The 18702-nt window shown below is 66.2% G+C and carries 14 protein-coding genes; 10 read left to right on the top strand and 4 right to left on the bottom strand.

The annotated features are described in order from the left end of the window. Window positions 1–232: 232 nt before the first annotated feature. The 3 genes from KK488_RS12740 to KK488_RS12750 all read left to right on the top strand — a co-directional run bounded on the left by KK488_RS12740 (window position 233) and on the right by KK488_RS12750 (window position 5465). Entirely contained in the window at window positions 233–2941 is a 2709-nt protein-coding gene (locus KK488_RS12740) for a TonB-dependent receptor (RefSeq protein ID WP_214624069.1), read from the top strand. 10 nt (window positions 2942–2951) lie between these two features. Further along, on the top strand, window positions 2952–3881 hold the full coding sequence (locus KK488_RS12745; protein ID WP_214624070.1) for a TauD/TfdA dioxygenase family protein: 930 nt from the start codon (window positions 2952–2954) through the stop codon (window positions 3879–3881). A gap of 171 nt (window positions 3882–4052) precedes the next feature. Beyond that, window positions 4053–5465, top strand: a complete 1413-nt coding sequence (locus tag KK488_RS12750; protein ID WP_214624071.1) for an MFS transporter — start codon at window positions 4053–4055, stop codon at window positions 5463–5465. 53 nt (window positions 5466–5518) lie between these two features. Here the strand turns inward: KK488_RS12750 and KK488_RS12755 are convergent, their stop codons facing one another. Continuing rightward, window positions 5519–5929 (bottom strand): GFA family protein, encoded by a 411-nt coding sequence (locus KK488_RS12755; RefSeq protein ID WP_214624072.1) that lies wholly within the window; start codon window positions 5927–5929, stop codon window positions 5519–5521. A 227-nt stretch (window positions 5930–6156) separates the two neighbouring features. On the opposite strand from KK488_RS12755, the gene KK488_RS12760 reads away from it, so the two are divergent. Further along, window positions 6157–6516 carry a c-type cytochrome gene (locus tag KK488_RS12760; RefSeq protein ID WP_214624073.1) on the top strand — a complete coding sequence of 120 codons (360 nt, stop codon included), beginning with the start codon at window positions 6157–6159 and terminating at the stop codon, window positions 6514–6516. Between the two features lie 3 nt (window positions 6517–6519). Here KK488_RS12760 and KK488_RS12765 read toward each other — a convergent pair whose 3' ends face one another. The 3 genes from KK488_RS12765 to KK488_RS12775 all read right to left on the bottom strand — a co-directional run bounded on the left by KK488_RS12765 (window position 6520) and on the right by KK488_RS12775 (window position 9713). Beyond that, on the bottom strand, window positions 6520–7419 hold the full coding sequence (locus tag KK488_RS12765) for a VOC family protein (RefSeq protein ID WP_214624074.1): 900 nt from the start codon (window positions 7417–7419) through the stop codon (window positions 6520–6522). 23 nt (window positions 7420–7442) lie between these two features. After that, window positions 7443–9368: an outer membrane protein assembly factor BamB family protein gene (locus tag KK488_RS12770; protein ID WP_214624075.1), complete on the bottom strand. Its 1926-nt coding sequence runs from the start codon at window positions 9366–9368 to the stop codon at window positions 7443–7445. Between the two features lie 171 nt (window positions 9369–9539). Further along, window positions 9540–9713 (bottom strand): hypothetical protein, encoded by a 174-nt coding sequence (locus KK488_RS12775; protein WP_214624076.1) that lies wholly within the window; start codon window positions 9711–9713, stop codon window positions 9540–9542. Window positions 9714–9867: 154 nt separating this feature from the next. Here KK488_RS12775 and KK488_RS12780 point away from each other — a divergent pair, with 154 nt between their 5' ends. The 6 genes from KK488_RS12780 to KK488_RS12805 all read left to right on the top strand — a co-directional run bounded on the left by KK488_RS12780 (window position 9868) and on the right by KK488_RS12805 (window position 18684). Beyond that, the gene (locus KK488_RS12780; protein ID WP_214624077.1) at window positions 9868–13071 is read left to right on the top strand and encodes an autotransporter outer membrane beta-barrel domain-containing protein; all 3204 of its coding nucleotides are present in this window, start codon (window positions 9868–9870) and stop codon (window positions 13069–13071) included. A gap of 302 nt (window positions 13072–13373) precedes the next feature. Next, window positions 13374–13871: a sigma-70 family RNA polymerase sigma factor gene (locus tag KK488_RS12785; RefSeq protein WP_250890380.1), complete on the top strand. Its 498-nt coding sequence runs from the start codon at window positions 13374–13376 to the stop codon at window positions 13869–13871. Continuing rightward, window positions 13861–14829: a FecR family protein gene (locus KK488_RS12790; protein ID WP_214624079.1), complete on the top strand. Its 969-nt coding sequence runs from the start codon at window positions 13861–13863 to the stop codon at window positions 14827–14829. The genes KK488_RS12785 and KK488_RS12790 overlap by 11 nt, the downstream gene beginning before the upstream one ends. Further along, a complete protein-coding gene (locus KK488_RS12795; protein WP_349356891.1) occupies window positions 14811–17285 on the top strand; it encodes a TonB-dependent receptor in 2475 nt (824 codons plus the stop codon). The genes KK488_RS12790 and KK488_RS12795 overlap by 19 nt, the downstream gene beginning before the upstream one ends. 236 nt (window positions 17286–17521) lie before the next feature. After that, window positions 17522–18013, top strand: coding sequence for a DUF1003 domain-containing protein (locus KK488_RS12800; protein ID WP_214624080.1), 492 nt, complete (start codon window positions 17522–17524; stop codon window positions 18011–18013). After that, window positions 18010–18684, top strand: coding sequence for a PA4824 family protein (locus KK488_RS12805; protein ID WP_214624081.1), 675 nt, complete (start codon window positions 18010–18012; stop codon window positions 18682–18684). Before KK488_RS12800 ends, KK488_RS12805 begins: the two co-directional genes overlap by 4 nt. The last annotated feature ends 18 nt before the right edge of the window (window positions 18685–18702 follow it).

The following is an 18702-nucleotide window of genomic DNA, read 5'->3' on the forward strand; positions in this document are numbered from 1 at the left end:
CGAGCTCATCGCGCCGCAGGCGCGCGTCTACCTCGTAACCCTCTGTTACCGGTCTCGCCGCGCTTTCTTTCCGACCGTCTGGCCGGGCATACGGGCAGGGTATGGCCCCTGTGCAACTTTGCAATAGACAGGAAAACGAGCCGCGCTTCTATTCATTCCGCTTGCAACGATCAGTCGACGCCCGGGACGATAGAATCCGGGAAAAATGACAGGCAACAAGGGGAGAGTGGATATGGCGGTTTCCGCATCGAGAGGGTTCCGCGTGCTGATGGCGACCAGCGCGCTGGTCTGGACGGCGACACCCGGCTTCGGCCAGGCCAACACTGCTCCGCAGGCCGCAACCCCCGGCACCGACGACATCATTGTTACCGCGAACCGCCAGGGCGACACGTTGCTGAGCAAGGTGCCGATGAGCATCGTCGCCAAGACGCAGGAAGCGCTCGATCAGCAGGGCGTGAAGGTCGCTGCCGACCTCTCCCGCATCGTGCCGGCGCTCCGCATCGATGACGTTACCTCCGGCTCCTCCAACATCTCCATCCGCGGCGTCCGCTCCGAGGTCGGCTCGGCGACGACCGGCGTCTATATCGACGACACGCCGCTGCAGGCGCGCACGCTCGGTGGCTCCGCCTCGGGCGGTGGCGCCTTCATCCCGCCGATCTTCGACCTGCAGCGCGTCGAGGTGCTCAAGGGGCCGCAGGGCACGCTTTACGGCGGCTCCTCCCAGGGCGGCACGGTGCGCTTCATCAGCGTACAGCCGAGCCTGACGACCAGCTCCGTCTCGGGTCGCGCGGAAGTCAATCAGGTCGAGAAGGGCGAGCCGGGCTATGAAGTCGGCGTCGCGGTCGGCGTGCCGCTGATCCAGGAGGTGATGGGCCTGCGCATCGCCGCGTTCGAGCGCCACACCGGTGGCTACATCAACTATATCGATCGCCGCAACACGGCCAATCCGGTGAGCAAGGACGACAATTGGCGCGAGCAGCGGCTGCTGCGCGCGACGCTGGCCATCGAGCCGGTCACGGACCTCAAGATCAACCCGTCCTTCGTCTATGCCTTTGACAAGAAGAACGCGTTCGACACGCTCTACCGTAGCATTCCGGCCTATACGACGCCGGCTTACGGCACCTATCTGGACGCCGCGCCGGTCGGCAGCCCGACCGCCGCGCTCGGTCGCGGCTCGCCGGTCGGCGGGCGCTGGACTTCGGGCGCGACCGGCGGCCTGCTGCCCGTCGGCTATGTCCCGCCAACGACCAGCGGCATCGTCACCGACGTGCCCGGCAGCGTCGGCCGCCGCGTCTGGATCCATGCCGCCCATACCTATCCGGCGCTGAACCTCGGCGACTATGACTCGCTCGAAACGACCAACGTGGCCGACAATTATGGCGGCCCCGTCTCGCGCGAGCGCAACGGCCGCACGAACGAAATGTATATGGGTAACCTGGCCCTCGAGCTCGACGTCGGCAAGCTCAACATCAAGTCGGTGTCGAGCTATCTGAAGGACACCGGCAAGGGCACTTTCACCTCATCGCTCATCTCCGGTGTCAACGCGACGTCCACCGTCGGCTATGCCCCGTCGGTCAACTCTCCCTTCATCTTCGATGCGGCCGGCCCGATCGTGAGCCTGTTCGATTTCAACGCCAGGCGCGAGGCCAAGACGCAGGAAGTGCGCCTCACCTATCCCCAGGACGAGAGCGGCATCAGCTTCGTCGTCGGCGGCTACTGGAACAACGCGACCACGGTCTCGACCAGCATCAACACCAACGATCGCTCGGCCGCGCGCCTCGCCACCTTCGGCATCGGCCAGACCTTCTTCCCGGTCCACACGGCCGCCGACATCGCCTCGCTGATCCAGCAGGAAGTTGTCCAGAATCTTGAGGAGACCTCGACGGCGATCTTCGGCGAGGCGAGCTATGCCTTCACCGACAAGCTCAAGCTCACCCTTGGCGCGCGCTATTCGCACGAAAAGATCAAATATGACCAGCGCACCTGGGGCCTGCTCTACAATTCCGCTTTCGGCGTCGGCACACTCATCAGCGGCGGGTCGCTCGAAAAGCCGTTCACGCCCAAGATCAGCCTGTCCTATCAGGCGACCGACGACGATCTCTTCTATGTGACGGCCGCCAAGGGCTATCGCATCGGCGGCGTGCAGGGCCAGGCGAGCCCCACGGTCTGCGCCAACGACCTGGCGGCGCTCGGCATCACCAACACGCCGTCCACCTACGGATCGGACAGCGTGTGGAACTATGAGGCCGGCGCCAAGGTCCGCGCGTTCGACCGTCGCCTCCAGCTGTCGGGCAGCGTTTTCTACGTCAAGTGGAGCAGGCCGCAGACGCCCTATACGCTGCCGACCTGCGCCTTCCAGTTCACCACCAACATCGGCGAGGCGGTGAGCCAGGGCTTCGATCTGCAGGGTACCTTGCGGGTTGCGAACGGCTTCTCGATCGACTTCGCGCTCGGCTATACCGACGCGCACTTCACCCAGGACGTGCTGACCGAGCCCAATGCCCAGGGCGTGCGCCAGCTCCTCGTCGGCAAGGGCATGAAGCTCATGGAAGTGCCGGAATGGACCGGCTCGCTCGGCGCGCGCTACGAGTTCGCGGTCAATGACGGCTGGAAGGCCTATCTGTTCGGCTCCTACCAATATACCGGCTCGTACAAGAACACGCTCGGCCCGGGCGTGCTGAGCTACTCGCCCGACAGCTTCACGACGCCGGCCATTCCCAACGTGCTGGCCCGCGTCGGCATGAGCAACGAGCACTGGGACATTTCGCTGTTTGCGGATAATCTGTTTGGCAACAAGACGCTGCGCCAGGCTGACCTGGTCGGGCGCACGTCGTGCCGTGATACCAATGGCTGCTCGACCTACGGCTCCTATTTCCCGCTGGTGTACGGGACGGCGCTGCGGCCGCGCACGGTGGGCCTCACGGCCACGATCAAATATTGAGGAGAGTGGAGTGTCGACGCTCAACATCAGGAAGATCACGCCGACTTTCGGGGCCGAGATCACCGGCATCGATCTCAACCAGCCGCTCACACCCGAGCAGGAGGCTGACATCGTCTCGGCTATCGCGGAATATGGCGTGTGCGTCTATCCCAACACCGGCCTCACCGACCAGACGCATATCTGGTTCAGCCGGATGTTCGGCAATCTCTGGACGATCGGCGGGCAGGGGACGCGCCTCTCGCGCTTCGACTATCCGCACCTGTTCGAGGCCGGCAACCTGACCCCGGAAGGCGGCATCAGCACCGACGAGATGGCGCGCAAGCGCCGCGCGGGCGATCGGCTCTGGCACACCGATTCGAGCTTCACCAAGGAACGCACGACCTATTCGCTGCTGCTCGCCCATGAAGTGCCGGCCGAGGGCGGCGAGACCGGCTTCGCCGACATGCGCGGTGCCTATGGCGCGCTGCCGCAGGCGATGAAGGACAGGATCGAGCATCTCGAGGCAGAGCACAGTTACCTCTATTCGCGCAGCCTCGCCGGCTTCCCGGTCACCGAGGAAGAGGTGGAGAACGGGATGATCGCCCGCCACAAGCTGGTCCACACGCATCCCGGCTCGGGCCGCAAGAGCCTGTACATCGCCAGCCACGCGCTGCGCATCACCGGCATGGCGAAGGAAGAGGGCCGCGCTCTCATCAAGGAGCTGCTGGACTTCGGGACGCAGCCGCAATTCACCTTCAACCATTACTGGAAGCCGGGCGACCTGGTGATCTGGGACAATTTCTGCACCATGCATCGCGGCGGCGAATATGATGACATTCATCATCGCCGCGACATGCGCCGCACCACCGTCATGGCCTATCCGCCACCGCCGGTGGTGATGGACCCGCGCTTCAAGGACCGGTTCGACCCCGCGCAATTCGAGGCGATGGTCGATGCGTGAAACAGACGCGCAGGCGATGCGCTGCCTGCCCCCCCTCCCGCTTGCGGGCGGGATCGGGGGTGGGCTTGCGACATCTCGGCGGGGCGCAACGCTGAAGCGTTGTTTGCCCACCCCTCACCCCTCCCGCAAGCGGGAGGGGAATGGCTTCGCCTCCGCATTCCCGCTCCATCCATGACCGGCACCGTCGCCTCCAGCGCAGACGCAGGCGCCTCCTACGAGGAAGCGCTGCTCGAGGAAGCCACGGCCATCGCCACGCCCGCCAGCGCCGAGCCGGCCTGGGCCTCGCCGTCGGTCGCCTGGAAGACGATGATCCTGATCGCGCTCTTCACCGTCTTCGGCCAGTTCGACCGCGCGGTCTTCTATCTGCTGGTCTCGCCGATCAAGAAGGACCTGCTGCTCAGCGACACGCAGATGAGCGTGCTGATGGGCGCCGCTTATTCCAGCGCCTATTTCATCTGCGGCCTGCCGATCGCCCGCTGGATCGACGTCGGCCCGCGCAAGTTCATCGCCGCCGGCGCGCTCGCCGCCTGGAGCCTGGGCACCGCCTTCTGCGCGATGTCCGCCAACTTCACGCAGCTTTATTGTGCGCGCATGGTGGTCGGCGGCGGCGAGGCGGTGAAGGGGCCGAGCGCGGTCTCGATGATCTCCGACCTCTTCCCGCGCGACAAGGCGCCGCGCGCCTTCGCCGTCTACAACTGGGCGATCCAGGGCGGTGACGCGCTGGCCAACATCATCGGCGGCGGGCTCATCCTGTTCTTCACGGCGATGGGCGCGATCACCGTGCCGCTGCTCGGCACGTTGCACACCTGGCATCTCGTCTTCCTGACCTTCGGCGTGCCCGGCGTGCTGTTCGCGCTGGTGTTCGCCACCTTCGCGCACGAGCCCGCGCGCCACGGCCGCAAGATCAAGGGATCGGTGCCGCTGCGGGAGGTGGTCCATTTCCTGTTCCGCAGCCCGTCCGGCAAGGTGCTGGTCCCGATCCTGCTCGCCTCCGCGATCCTGCAGATCGAGGCGGTCGGCATCGGGTCGTGGCGGATGCCCTTCTACGAGCGCACCTACGGCCTGACCGCCGGCCAGGTCGCGCCGATCGTCGGCATCGGCAATTTCATCCTGACGCCGATCGGCCTGATCTTCGGCGCCTGGCTGAACGAGCGGATGACGAAGTCCGGGCGTTACGACGCCAATATGCGGATCAGCCTCTGGTCGCACATGATCGGCCTGCCGCTCGGCCTTGCCGGACCGCTAATGCCGAGCTTCGAGCTGGCGATCGGCTGCTCCTTCCTGGGCTTCCTCATCACCATCGCCGCCGCGCCCGCCCAGCTCGCCGCTATGCAGGTGGTGACGCCCAACGAGCTGCGCGCTCAGGTCAACGCGCTCTACATGGTGACGGTGGGCGTGTTCGGCTCGGGCATCGGTCCATCGGTCATCGCGCTGATGACGGACTATCTGTTCAAGTCCGAGCACGACCTGCGCTATGCCATGGTGACGGCGGTCGCGGTGGCCGCGCCGATAGCGCTGCTGCTGATCTGGCGGACGCTCAAGCCTTATGGCGAGCTGTACCGCGCGCAGATGGCGCAGGAGTAGAATTGCGTCGTCATTCCCGTGAATGCGGGCATGACGACGAAGACGAGATGCCGTTATTCCTCGTGAATGAGCGGCTTCACCCAATCCAGCGCGAACTCGGTGAAGATATGCCGCCCGGGCACGACCCAGCTCGTATCGTCGAGCGTGCCGGGCTTGAGCGTCTGGCGGCCGCCATGCTCGTGGCGGCGGTGGATCAGGCGCGATCCGCAGTCGGGACAGAAGAGGCAGTCCAGCACATGGCCGCTCTCGGCAGTGCGCGTCCAGGTCGCCGGCTCGCCCTGCGTGAAGACCAAGGTATCGAGGCCCACGCCCATGGAGAGCCCGAAGGCACTGCCGCTCTGCTTGCGGCAAAGGTTGCAATGGCAGGCCCAGACGCCGAATGGCGCCTCGCGCAGCTCATAGCGGATCGCGCCGCACTGGCAGCCGCCGCTCTGGGGAAAGGTCGGTGCGGTTTGATCTGGCATGGACGGTCTCCTGTCTCTTCGTCATAGCGGCCGGATCGGCTCCGGTCAGCCCAGAACGATTGCAGTGCGATCATTTTCCGTTCAGGCGGGCGCTGGCATGAATGCCTGGACTCTCCACGCCGGTTGGCCGGAGGCAACGGCAATTGGTTGTGAAATCAAACGAATTTTCATCGAAGAGGGACGCACACATGATGTCGAACAGGGCAAGGACAAGTATAAGGCTGGGCATGGCATCCCTGGTCTTCACCATGGCGCTGGCCCCTGTGCTCGCACAGCAGCAGAAGGCAAGCGCGGCGACCCCCACATCGACGCCGGCGCCGGCGCCGGCCCCTGTGGCGACGGGCGATCCTGCCAAGGGCAAGGCGCTGTTCGAGAGTGCTTCCTGCGGCGCCTGCCACGCGCTCGCCGCCGCCGGGGCTTCGGGCGAAGTCGGCCCCGCGCTCGATCATAATGACCATCTCACCCACGCGCTGATCGTCAGCCGCGTTGCATCCGGTCAGGGCGCGATGCCTTCGTTCGGCGAGCAATTCACCCAAGCGCAGGTCGACGATATCGCGGCTTACGTCCTGAGCGCCGCTGCCAAATAGCGCTTACTGTCCCGCCGGTGCGGGTCGCGGGCTCAGCTGGGCGAAATAATTGGTGACGCCGTCCGCGTCGTTCAGCCAGACGAAGCGGATGCTGAAATTGGGGAGGCCGCCGAGCGGCTCCTCGACCGCGACCTTCTGCGCCAGCGCACGCGCGTTGATCGCATCGACATTGTCGACGACATATTGGATGCCGGCGCTGCCCGTGTCGGCGGGCAGATCCTCGCCGACCGAGAAGAGATTGAGCGTCGTTTCGCCATGGCGGAACGGATATTTGGTGACGCCGAGCAGCGCGTCCCGCACGGGCGGCAATTCCTCGAGGCCGACGAAGCTGCGATAGAAGGCGCGGCTGCGATCGAGGTTCGAAGCATTGATGCCGACCTCGACGCCCGGCGGGGCTTTGGCATCGATAATCAGCTCCAGCGCGAACCCGCCTGGATCCTTGACCAATGCGCCGCGCCTGCCGCCTCCGATCGGCTTGAAAACCGGCGGCGCAAAGCCCGCCGCCTTGAACCGCGCGCTCAAAGCGGTCTCGTCGGGGAAGTGCAGCGTGAACATGCGGATGCCGACCGCTTTGTCCCAGCCGGTGCCGATCTGATATTGCCGCCCTTCCTTGAGGCCGGCCGCAAGCTTGATCTGGCCCTGGCCGATGCCGAACAGGATCATCTGCTGGTTGGCATTGAGCTGGATCGGCTGCAGCGATTTCAGCGCCAGCGCCTGATGGTAGAACTTGACCATCTGCGCGGTCACATCAGGCTCGAAGCGGCGATAGACGTTCATGCCCGGCATGGCGAAATGGGGCGGCGCAGGCGCGACGGCTGGCGGCGCAGTGTCGGGTTGCGCGATCGCGCCGGTGCCCGCCAGTAGCGAGACCGGCAGCAACACCGTTCTGAAAAGCGAGGGCATGGCGATTCTCCGTCTGTTGGCGGCTATCGTGGCAGGGCGAAGGTAATCAGCGCTTCTCCGTTCGCCGGCTTGCCGTCGGCCGTGCGTGGCGACTGGTCGGTCGGTGTCGCGGCGACCACCGCGATATATTGGCGCCCGTCCCTGCCGCGATAGGTGATCGGCACCGAGAGCGGCGCATAGTCCAGCGTCTGGCTCCATAGCTCCTTGCCGGTCGTTGCATCGAAAGCCCGGAAGCGGCGATCGTCCGTCGCGCCGATGAAGACGAGGCCGCCGGCCGTCACGATCGGCCCGCCGAACGTGTTGTTGCGGCCGGTCAGTTCCTTGTCCTTGCCGAGCGCCTCGGTGACGCCGAGCCGCGAAGCCCAGGCGATCTTGCCGCTGTTCGCATCGACCGCGATCAGGCGCCCCCAGGGCGGGCGGATGCAGGGCATGGTCGTCGTGCGGCCCGTCGCCGGATCCTTGTAAGGCGCGGAGAAGGTCGAATAGGCGCCCGGGCCGGCGAGGCTCCCGCGATCATAGAGCTGGTTCGATCCCTCCGTGCCGCGGCCATAGTCGGCGCCATCCTTGCGCTTCTCGACGAAGCCGATGCTGCCGCCCTCGCTCACATTGATGAAGACGAGGCCGCTTTTCGGGTCCGCCGCGCTGCCGCCCCAATTGGAGCCGCCATTGTTGGGCAGATTGATTGAGGCCTTCACCGGACCGCCCTCCTGATGAAGGAAGAAGGGCGTGAAAGGTCCGCTGTTGAAGAAGCCGCCATAGCTCGCCAGCAGCGCGCGGCAGGCGGCGGCATGGGTCTCGTTGGTGTCAGCGGCGGTGACGATGTCGTTGCTCGTCCAGCTATGGCGGACCAGATCCTCCATCGCGGGGATCGGCTGGGTGGGGGAGTACCACTCGCCGGGGAGATCGCCAGCCGCGACCGGCTTTTCCTCGACACCATGCACCGGTTTGCCGGTGGTGCGGTCGAGAATATACATGAAACCCGGCTTGCCGGTCTCGGCGAGCGCATGCACCGTCCGGCCCTTCACCTTGAGGTCGACCAGAACCGGCGGGGCGGGGAGATCGGAGTCCCAGAGATCGTGATGGATCGTCTGGAAGTGCCATTTATATTTGCCGGTCAGCGCATCGACGGCGACGAGCGAATTGCCGAACAGGTTCGCACCCTTGCGGTCGCCGCCATAATAATTGGCCGAGGGTCCGCCGACCGGCATGTAGAGCGTACCCGTCCTCTCATCGAGCGTCATGTACCAGATCCACACATTCGTGCCGGACCGGCCTTTCCAGCCATCGTCGAGCCAGGTCTCGTGCCCGACTTCACCGGGCTGGGCGACGGTATGGAATTCCCAGATCTTCGACCCGGTAATCGCATCGAAGGCGCGCGTGTTGCCGGGCGGGCCGACCTGCATCTCCTGCGTGTTGGCACCGACGATCAGGACGTTTTGGTAGATGGTCGGCGGGCCGTTATAGGGCACGCCCATCGCCACCGCACCATTCTTGCCGAAGCTGGCGATTGCCTCGCCGGTCCTGGCATCGAGCGCGAACAGGCTGGGGCCGTTGCTGTAGAAGATGCGCGGCGCGTGGCCCTTGTCACCCGGCCAATAGGAGACAGCGCGGCGGGCGAGACCGTTGGTCACCGGATGGCGCCAGAGCGGCTTGCCGGTGCTGCCGTCCAGCGCGACGATCGCGTTGCCGATCGGCAGATAGAGCGTGCCACCGATCGCGATCGGCGTCGCGCTGGAGACGATCGCGCCGCCGCCTTCGGGGCGGACCTGGAACGACCAGGCGCTGGCGAGGCTGCCGACATTGCCGGTGTTGATCTGGGTCAGCGGGGAAAAGCGCGTGCCGCCCATGTCGCGAGTATAGCGCGGCCAGTCGGCGGCATCGATCGTCTGAGCGGAGGCGGACGGGGCAAGGAGGCCCGCGCCCAGCAAAAGCGCAATCGCTCGTTTCATGGCACAGCCTCCCCGGGATTCGTCCGGCCAATCTCTAGCCGCGCTATCGTTCGATCTGAAATGATCAAGCCACTGATGGAGGACAGATTCAATCTTTGTTTTTCACGGGCATTTCACGGGGCGGGCAGGAGCGCTCATCTCCCCCCTTCGTGCCGAGCGAAGGTAGGAATTTCAGGCGGAGGGTGAGTGGGCTCCAGCCAGCCGCTTGGCCACATCTTCGGGCGCGAGCGAGAGCAGGGTGATGCTGTCCGGCTGCAGGAATGTACGGCGCAGCGCCGCGCGCCAGCTGCGCAGCGTCCCGCGCATGCTCGATTCGCTGGTGGCAAGGCGTGGAGCAGGTGTCATTCTCTACGTAATCGCTCATAAAAACGTACGCGCAATCAACTTCTGCTTTCCACGCGACAAGGGGCGCCTCGCCAAGGTTGCGCGGCCACGGCTCCGTCATGGGACTGCAAGCTGGCGGTCGGCCGGCTTGGGGGAATTATCAACCGGAGCCTTCATGCGTCATTTTCTGCTTGCCTCGACCTGCTGCATCGCCCTCGCCACCGCCGGTCATGCTGAAACGACGATCACCACCACGGTGACCACCTCGGCGCGCACCTCGACTGCGAACAGTGGCACCGCCGATGACATCCACATCACCTCCACCGGCGTGATCCAGCTGACCGGTACCGGGCCGGGCGTCCTGATCGATAGCGCCAACAAGGTGAACAACGAGGGCTCGATCGCGATCAGCAATGCCGATGGTGCCACGGGCATCGTGGCCCTGGCCGGGGCTTCCAGCGGCATCTCCAATGCCGGCAAGATCACGGTCGACGAAACCTATACCGCGACCGACACCGACAATGACGGCGACCTGGACGGGCCTTTCGCGGTCGGCACGGGCCGTACCGGCATTGCGACATCGGGCGCCTTCACCGGCAACATCACCCAGACGACGGCTGGCTCGATCAGCGTCGAGGGCAATGACAGCTATGGCATCCGCCTTGGCGGTCCGCTCACCGGCAATTTCTCGCACGATGGCACTACCACCGTGCTCGGCGACCGCGCGATCGGCGTGCAGGCGGGCAGCGTCAGCGGCAACGTCCGCCTCGCCGGGACCGTCTCCGCGCAAGGTGTCGACGCGATCGGCGCGCGCTTCGGCGGCGACATCGGCGGCACGCTAACCATCCAGGGCGCGATCAGCGCGACCGGCTATCGCTACACCACGGTGCCAGCCTCCACGGCCACTCTGGATGCCGACGATCTGCTGCAGGGCGGATCGGCCGTGATCGTCCAGGGCAATGTCGCCGGCGGCATCATCCTCGCCAAGCCGCCGACGACCAGCACGACCGACACGGACGTGGACAAGGACGGCATTCTCGACGCCAACGAAACCACCGCCGCGGTCACATCCTATGGCGCCGCGCCGGCCATGGTCATCGGCTCGGCCAGCCAGAACATCACCATCGGCGCCGTCCCGGCGACGGGAACGGGCTATGGCCTGATCGTCGATGGCGGCATTTCGGGCATCGGCCTCTACACCGGCGTCGCCGCGACCGGCCTTCAGGTCGGCGGGCTGGGCGGCACGGTCAACATCGCCGGCGGAATCGGCGTGACGGGTACCATCTCAGCCACCTCCACCACCGTCTCGGCGACGGGCATCCGCATCGGCGCGGGCGCCACGACGCCGCTCCTCCAGAACACCGGCACCATTTCGGGCACCGGCAGTAATGCGGCCGGCTCGCTCGCCGCCGCGATCATCATCGACCAGGGCGGTTCGCTGCCGAACATCAAGAATGGCGGCACGATCAAGGCAGTCACGACCGGCGTCGACGGATCGGCCACGGCCATCCTCGACAAGTCGAACACGCTCACCCTGATCGAGAATAGCGGGACCATCTCGGCGACCGGCGCGACGGCCGGCACCGGCCGCAACATCGCCATCGACCTGTCCGGCAATACGGCCGACGGCACGATCAAGCAGACCGTGGTGACCACCACGACTGCGCCGAGCATCACCGGCGACATCCGCTTCGGCTCCGGCAACAATCTGCTCGACCTCGCCGACGGCACCGTCACCGGCAATACCTATTTCCAGGGCGGCGCCGACAAGCTGAACCTCAGCGGCGACACCATCTACACCGGGAATGTCTTCTTCGGCACGGGTGGCGCGACGATGGCGCTGGCTGGCACGTCGCAGTTCAGCGGCATCAGCGATTTCGGCGGCGCGGCCGGCACGCTGAATGTCGCCAGCGGGTCGATCTATACCGGCAGCTTCGCCAATGCGGGCAATCTCGCCGTTACTCTGGCGGGCGGTAAGCTGGACGTGAACGCGGCGAGCACCATCTCCAGCCTGACCGTCAACAATAAGGGCATCCTCGGCGTGACGCTGGGTGTCGCCGGGACCGGCGTGCCGATCCTCACCGTCACCGGCACGGCGAGCTTCGACACCGGCTCGGTGCTCGCGATCAAGGTGAAGGACATCAACACCGCTGTCGGTACGCATGTCGCGCTCACCGCCGGAACCCTGACCGGCGCGAGCAATGTCACTGCGAATACCACGCTCGTTCCGTTCCTTTACACCGCGACGCTCTCGACCAGCGGCAACAATCTCAACGTCACGCTTGGCCGCAAGTCGACCAGCGACCTCGGCCTCAATCGCTCGGAAGCCGCCGCGTTCGATCCGGTCTATGCTGCGCTGTCCAAGGATGCGAACGTTGCCGGCGCCTTCCTCAGCATCTCCGATGGCGACACGTTCCGCTCGACCCTGCGTCAGATGCTGCCCGATCATGCCGGCGGCACTTTCCAGGCCGTGGTCCAGGGCGTCCGCACCTTCAGCCGCATGCTCGACGATCCGACGGGGCCGTTCAAGGATGAGGGCAAATGGGGCTACTGGATCAACCAGATCGCCTGGGGCGGCGAGAAGGGGCGCGGGGACACAGCCGCCTACGAGACGTCCGGCTGGGGCATTGGCGCTGGCGGCGAGATCAAGACCGGCCTCGGCAATTTCGGCGCGTCGCTGGCTTATTACTGGGGCCGCAATCGCGGCACGGAAGCGGCCAACGAAGTCGTCGCCAGCACCTATGAGCTTGCCGGCTACTGGCGCCTGAAGAAGGGCGGACTGCGGGCCACGGCGCGTGGCTCGGTCGGCATCGTCGATCTCGACGGCACGCGCAACTTCTCGGGCATGAACGGCACGACGGCGGTGGCGCTGACGGCGAGCGGTGATCGGACCGCGCGGCTCTACTCGGCCTCGGGCACCTTGTCCTATGACTTCGGCGACGGCAGCGGCATCGCCCTGCGCCCGGTCGTCAATGTCGATTATTTCCGCCTGCACGAGAAAGGCTATGCCGAGACCGGTGGCGGCGACGCTTTCAATCTGATCGTGGGATCGCGCACCAGCGAGCAGTTCGCCGTGACCGGCAGTGGCGTCATCGGCCTCAACTTCGGGGGCGAGGATCAGTGGGCCGGCTGGTCGCGCCTCGAGCTGGAGGCCGGCCGTCGCGAGATCGTCGGCGGCAAGCTCGGCAACACGGTTGCCCAGTTCAATGGAGGCACCCAGTTCACTCTGCTGCCCGAAGATCAGTCGAGCGGCTGGGTCGGTCACTTGCGCGGCGTCGCCGGCAACAGCGGATTCCAGGTCGGTGGCGAGCTCGGCGCCGAGCAGTATCAAAGCGACTGGGCTCTTTCCATTCGCGCCAGTCTCCGCATCGGTCTCTAGCGCCCCTAGAGCCGATGCGCGGGCAAGAGGGAGTTTTTGAAGTGCCCCCCACCACGCAGCTCCCTCTTGCCCAACCCCAACCTAGCGAGATGTCCGTCCCGTGCCCGATGAGTCCGATCATGAACCCAGAAAGACCGAGAACCGGACCACCCTTGCGCGCGGGGGCCACCGCGTTATATGCCCGGTCGACCGGGGGGTTGGGTGTGCGCGCGGCGCTTGGAAGCGGCGCGCGCAGGATCAGGCCGGAAAGCCGCGACGGGCAGATCATGACAAGCGAGGCAGGGAAAATCGCCGGGCAGGGCATGGACGCCGTGTTGCTGGCGCATCGCGCGCAGCTCATCCGCTTTCTCGAATCGCATGGCGCCGGGGATGCCGCCGAGGATCTGTTCCAGGAGTTGTGGATGCGCGTGACGCAGCGGCCGAGCGGGCCGGTCGGCAATCCGCTCGCCTATCTTTATCGCGCGGCCAACAATCTGATGGTCGATCGCTATCGCGCCGAGCGGCAGTCGCGGGTGCGCGATCAGGCCTGGACGGAAGCGCGCGGCGCGGTGGAGGATGTGACGCCCGATCCGAGCGCCGAGGAGCGGCTGATCGTGCGCGAGCAACTCGCTCGCATGGATGCGGCGCTGAGCGCGCTCGGCGAGCGGGCCTCGCGCTGTTTCCGGCGTTTCCGGCTGGATGGCGTACCTCAGCGGGAAATCGCCGTGGAGCTGGGTGTCAGCCTGAGCACGGTGGAGAGCGATTTGCGCCGCGCCTATGCCGCCCTGCTTGCCGTGCGGAGGCAATCCGATGACGCATGACCCCAACGTGGAGGCGAGCGCGCTCGACTGGGTAATCCGCCAGCGCGATCCGTCCTTCGATGCCTGGGAGGATTTCGCCGACTGGATGGCGCAGGATCCGGCGCATAGCGATATCTATTATGAGCTCGCGGCGCTGGATGGCGATCTGGGCGATCTGTCCGTGCGGGCGCCGGTCGAGGTCGTGGCGTTGCCTGCCGACGGCGCCGCCAATGACGATGTCGACGAGACCATCGTTCCCCTCGCGCCGCGCCGCTTCAGCCGTCGGGCCTGGATGGGCGGAGCGGTCGCGGCCTGCCTGGTCGGCGTGATCAGCTTCAATATGCTCAGTCGCGAGACCGACAGCTACCGGATCGAGACGGCGATGGGCGAGATGCAGGAAATCAAGCTGCCGGACGGCAGCCGCATCGCGGTCAATGGCGGTTCGTCGGTGGTGCTCAGCCATGACGATCCGCGCAAGGCCGTGGTGGAGCGAGGGCAGGCCTTGTTCTCGGTCGTCCATCGGGTCGATGCGCCGTTCCGCGTGACGGTCGGTGACGTGCAGCTCGTCGATGTCGGCACGGTGTTCGACGTGACGCGCACGGATGGCCAGCTCGTCGTCGCCGTGTCGGAAGGCGCGGTCGTCTATAATCCCGGCGCGCAGAATGTCCGGGTCGATGCCGGCAAACGCCTCGCGGTCCGCGACGGCTCAGAGGCTCGCCTCTCCACGGTCAATGCCGAAGCGGTCGGCGGCTGGCGGGGCGGGCAGCTCGTCTATGATGGCGTGCCGCTGGGCGATGTCGCTGCCGAACTCGCCCGCACGACCGGCATCAAGGTGCGCACCTCGCCCGCAGCGGCGACGATCCTGTTCCGCGGCGCGCTCCAGACAGGGACGGATGAGGCCCGCGTCGTCGGCGATCTCGCGGCGCTCTCCGGCACGCGCGCGACGCAGGAGTCAGGGGGGTGGACGCTCTCCAGGTGATGAGGCTGTCGTCCATCGGGCTGGTGGCTCCCGTCGCGCTGGTTTGCGCCGGTGCGCCCGCGTGCGCAGAGGAGCAGCGCAAGATCGATCTTCCATCGGGCCGCCTCTCCGATCGCGTGCCGCAGCTTGCGCGCCAGACCGGGATCAGCATCAGCGTCACCAGCGACATGCTCTGGCGGGCGAGGGTGCGCGGCGTGCGCGGCACCATGTCAGCGGGCGAGGCGCTGGCGCGTATGCTGGCCGGCACGAACAGTCGCGCGGTGCAACTAAGCGCGACGAGCTGGCGGATCGATGCGGTCATGCCGAGCGCGCAGGAGGTTCGCGTGCGCAAGCATCGCCCGGCGCCACAACCTTTGCCGACCGTCGACAATGACGACGGCGAGGCGATCATCGTTACCGCGAGCAAGCTCGACCAGCCGTACAGCGACTTCCCCGGCACGGTGCACATGCTCGACGGGCGGGATCTCAATTTCGGCGGCGAGCGCGGCACCGAGGCCGTGCTCTCGCGCCTCGCCAGCGTCGCCTCGACGCATCTCGGGCCGGGGCGCAACAAGCTGTTCATCCGCGGCATTGCCGATTCGAGTTTCACCGGGCCGACCCAGGCGACGGTCGGCCAATATTATGGCGATCTGCGCCTTTCCTACAACGCGCCCGATCCGGACCTGCGCCTGCACGACATCAAGCAGGTCGAGGTGCTGGAAGGCTCGCAAGGCACGCTCTACGGCGCGGGGTCGCTGGGCGGCATCATCCGGATGGTGCCGAACGACCCCGATCCGCGCGGCTTCATGCTGCAGACCGAGGCGGGGGTCAGCGCGACCCAGCATGGTGCGCCGGGTGGCGATCTGGCCGCGACGGTCAACCTGCCCTTCGGCGACGGGCGCCATGCCGCCCGCTTCACCGCTTATGGCATCAGCGAGGGCGGCTATATCGACAATCCGCTGCGCGGCGAGAATGACGTCAATCGCTCGCGGATCGCCGGCGGGCGCGGCGACGTGCGGTTCGACCTCGGCAATGCCTGGACGCTCGACGTCGGCGGCATCTATCAGTCGACCGTCATCGACGACAGCCAATATGCCGATCGGGGTGGACCGCCGCTCACCCGCTCCAGCCCGGTGGTCGAGGGCAGCGACGCCCATTACGGCATGGCGACGATCGTCGTGCGCAAGGACTGGGGCGACATCAAGTTCCAGACGTCCAACGCCTATGTGAACCACGTGCTCGACGAGCATTTCAACGCGACCAAGCCGGGCGACGCGCCCAATCTATTCGAGCAGCGCAACCGCACCCATATGTGGGTCAACGAGACGCGGCTGTGGCATCCGGTCGAGGATGGGCTGGGCTGGGTGCTCGGCTTCAGCGCGATCGACAACAACACGGTGCAGAAGCGGTCCTTCGAGCAGGGCCGCACCCGCGCCACCACGACCGGCGTCACCAACACGGTCACCGAGTTCACCGCCTATGGCAAGCTCAGCATCGAGCTCCTGCCGAGCATCCTGCTGAGCGGGGGTGGCCGGCTGACGCACAGCCGCCTGGGCGGCATGGCGGAAGATGTGCAGCCCTTCTTCCGGGCGGCGGGCATCGACATCACGGCGGAGCGGCAGGAGACGCAGTTGCTGCCCTCGGCCGAACTGCTCGCCCGCGTCGCGCCGGATGTGACGCTCTATGTCCGCTACGAGGAAGGCTTCCGCCCCGGGGGCCTCGCGATCGAGGGCATGTTCGTGCGCCAGTTCCGCAACGATCATGTCGAAAGCTGGGAGGGCGGCGCGCGCTGGAGCGATCCGCAGCGGGGCGTCGCCGCGAGCCTCTCACTCGCCCATGCCTATTGGCGCGACATTCAGGCCGATTTCATCGACGGCAACGGCTTGCCGAGCACCGCCAATATCGGCGACGGACGGATCACGTCGATCGCAGGCAGCATCACTTTCTATCCGTCCGACGATCTCAAGATCGAGCTGAACGCCGTCTATAATCACAGCAAGGTACTTGCGCTCTCGCCGGAAATCGCGCGCCTGCCCTATTTTGCTACGTTCGCGCTGCCGGTCACCGGGCCATCCTTCGGCATGCCCGCGCTCGGCACGATCGGCACGTTCGGACCAACGGCGGCGCTGGGCCGCATTCCCAATGTCGCCGATTATGCGATGCAAGGCAGCATCGATTATCGCGTGCCGATGGGCGGGGCGAACGACCTGCGCCTCAACGCCTGGTTCAAATATCTTGGCCCCTCGCGCCTCGGCATCGGCCCCAAGCTGGGCGACGAACAGGGCGATTATGTCGACACCGGCGCCACCGCACGGTGGGGCAATGACCGGCGCGGCGTCTCGGTGACGCTCACCAACCTGCTCGACACCAAGGGCAACCAGTTCGCGCTGGGCACGCCGTTCGAGACCTCGTCCGGCGGTTTCGTGACGCCGCAGCGGCCGCGCACGATCCGCATCGCGCTTGACTATCGCTACTGAGTCAGGGCCCGCCCGGAAGAAATGTCCGGGGGCCTTTCCGCCGTCTTGACGCGGCTTGCGAAGCGGACCATCTGGGCCGCGGCTCCGCGCGGAGTCGATCCGCAACTTCCTCTCTGAGGGACCAATGTCTGACAACGACCATAGTCGAAGGACCGTCCCGCCGAGGGAGCTGGCGACCTGATCTGACAATCAGCTCACCGGCGCCGCCAAGCGGTACGGTCGCCTGAGGTGAGCACATGAATGCAGCACTCCGTTTCTTCACGGGCCCCTTCCTGCGGGCTCCGCACGTTCAGGATGTCAACGAGCTGTTCGACGAGCGCTCGACCTTCGGCGAACGCCTGGCCGATCGCGTCGCGTCGATCGGCGGTTCCTGGACCTTCATCATCGGCTTCAGTGTCTTGCTGGTCGCCTGGGCCATCCTCAACACGGTGGTGCTCGCGCGCCACGCCTTCGATCCCTTCCCTTTCATATTTCTGAACCTGATGCTCTCCATGCTGGCCGCGCTGCAGGCGCCGATCATCATGATGAGCCAGAACCGCCAGGCAGCGAAGGACAGGCTCGACGCGCGCATGGACTATGAAACCAATCTCCGCTCGGAGGCGCAGATCGCGAACCTTCACGACAAGATCGACCTGCTGCTGGCGATGGCGGGCGACCAGCATCTCAATCTGTCGTCGCAACCGCGCGCCGACGACCTGACCGACACAGCCAACGACGCCACTTTGTGAAGGGCGCGCGCGGTGCCTGGCTGCCGTGCGCGTTGCTCACCGCCGCACCGGCTTTCGGGGCGGGCGGTGCGCATGTCGTGGACGATGCCGCTGTCGAGACGCCCGGGGATTGCCATGTCGAGACCTGGGTATCGGCGACGAGCGACGGTGGCCTCGTCAACGTGACGCCGGGCTGCACGCGGACGGCCTGGCCCAATCTGGAGATGGGCGGGCTCGTCACGCATGGCTGGTCGGCAGGCGAGCAGGACACGGTCGCCGGCCTGTCGTCGAAGCTGGTGCTGCGACCGGAGCAGCGCGGCCTCGGCATCGGCCTGTCGGGCAGCCTCGGCTTCGGCCTCGACCGGGGCCGGTTCGAGACGGCATCGCTGATCATGCCGCTGACGATCCCCGCCGGCCACATCCTGCGCTTCAACGTCGATGCCGGCTGGCAATGGTCGCGGGCGACCGATGCGCATGACCTCTTCGCAGGCGGTCAGGTGGAAATCCGGATCAGCGCCGGGCTCGGGCTGATGGCCGAGACGTTCGGCCGGAGCCGCGGCAAGATGGGCGGCCAGACCGGCCTGCGCTGGACGGTTGCCGGCGGCCGGGTCGATCTCGATCTGCTGGCCGGGCGCTATCTCGACGGCGCGACGCCCAATGCCGTCACCTTCGGGGTGACGGTGCGGCGATAGCGCGCCTTTGTGCCACCC

The organism is Sphingobium nicotianae (assembly GCF_018603885.1).
Taxonomy (GTDB): domain Bacteria; phylum Pseudomonadota; class Alphaproteobacteria; order Sphingomonadales; family Sphingomonadaceae; genus Sphingobium; species Sphingobium nicotianae.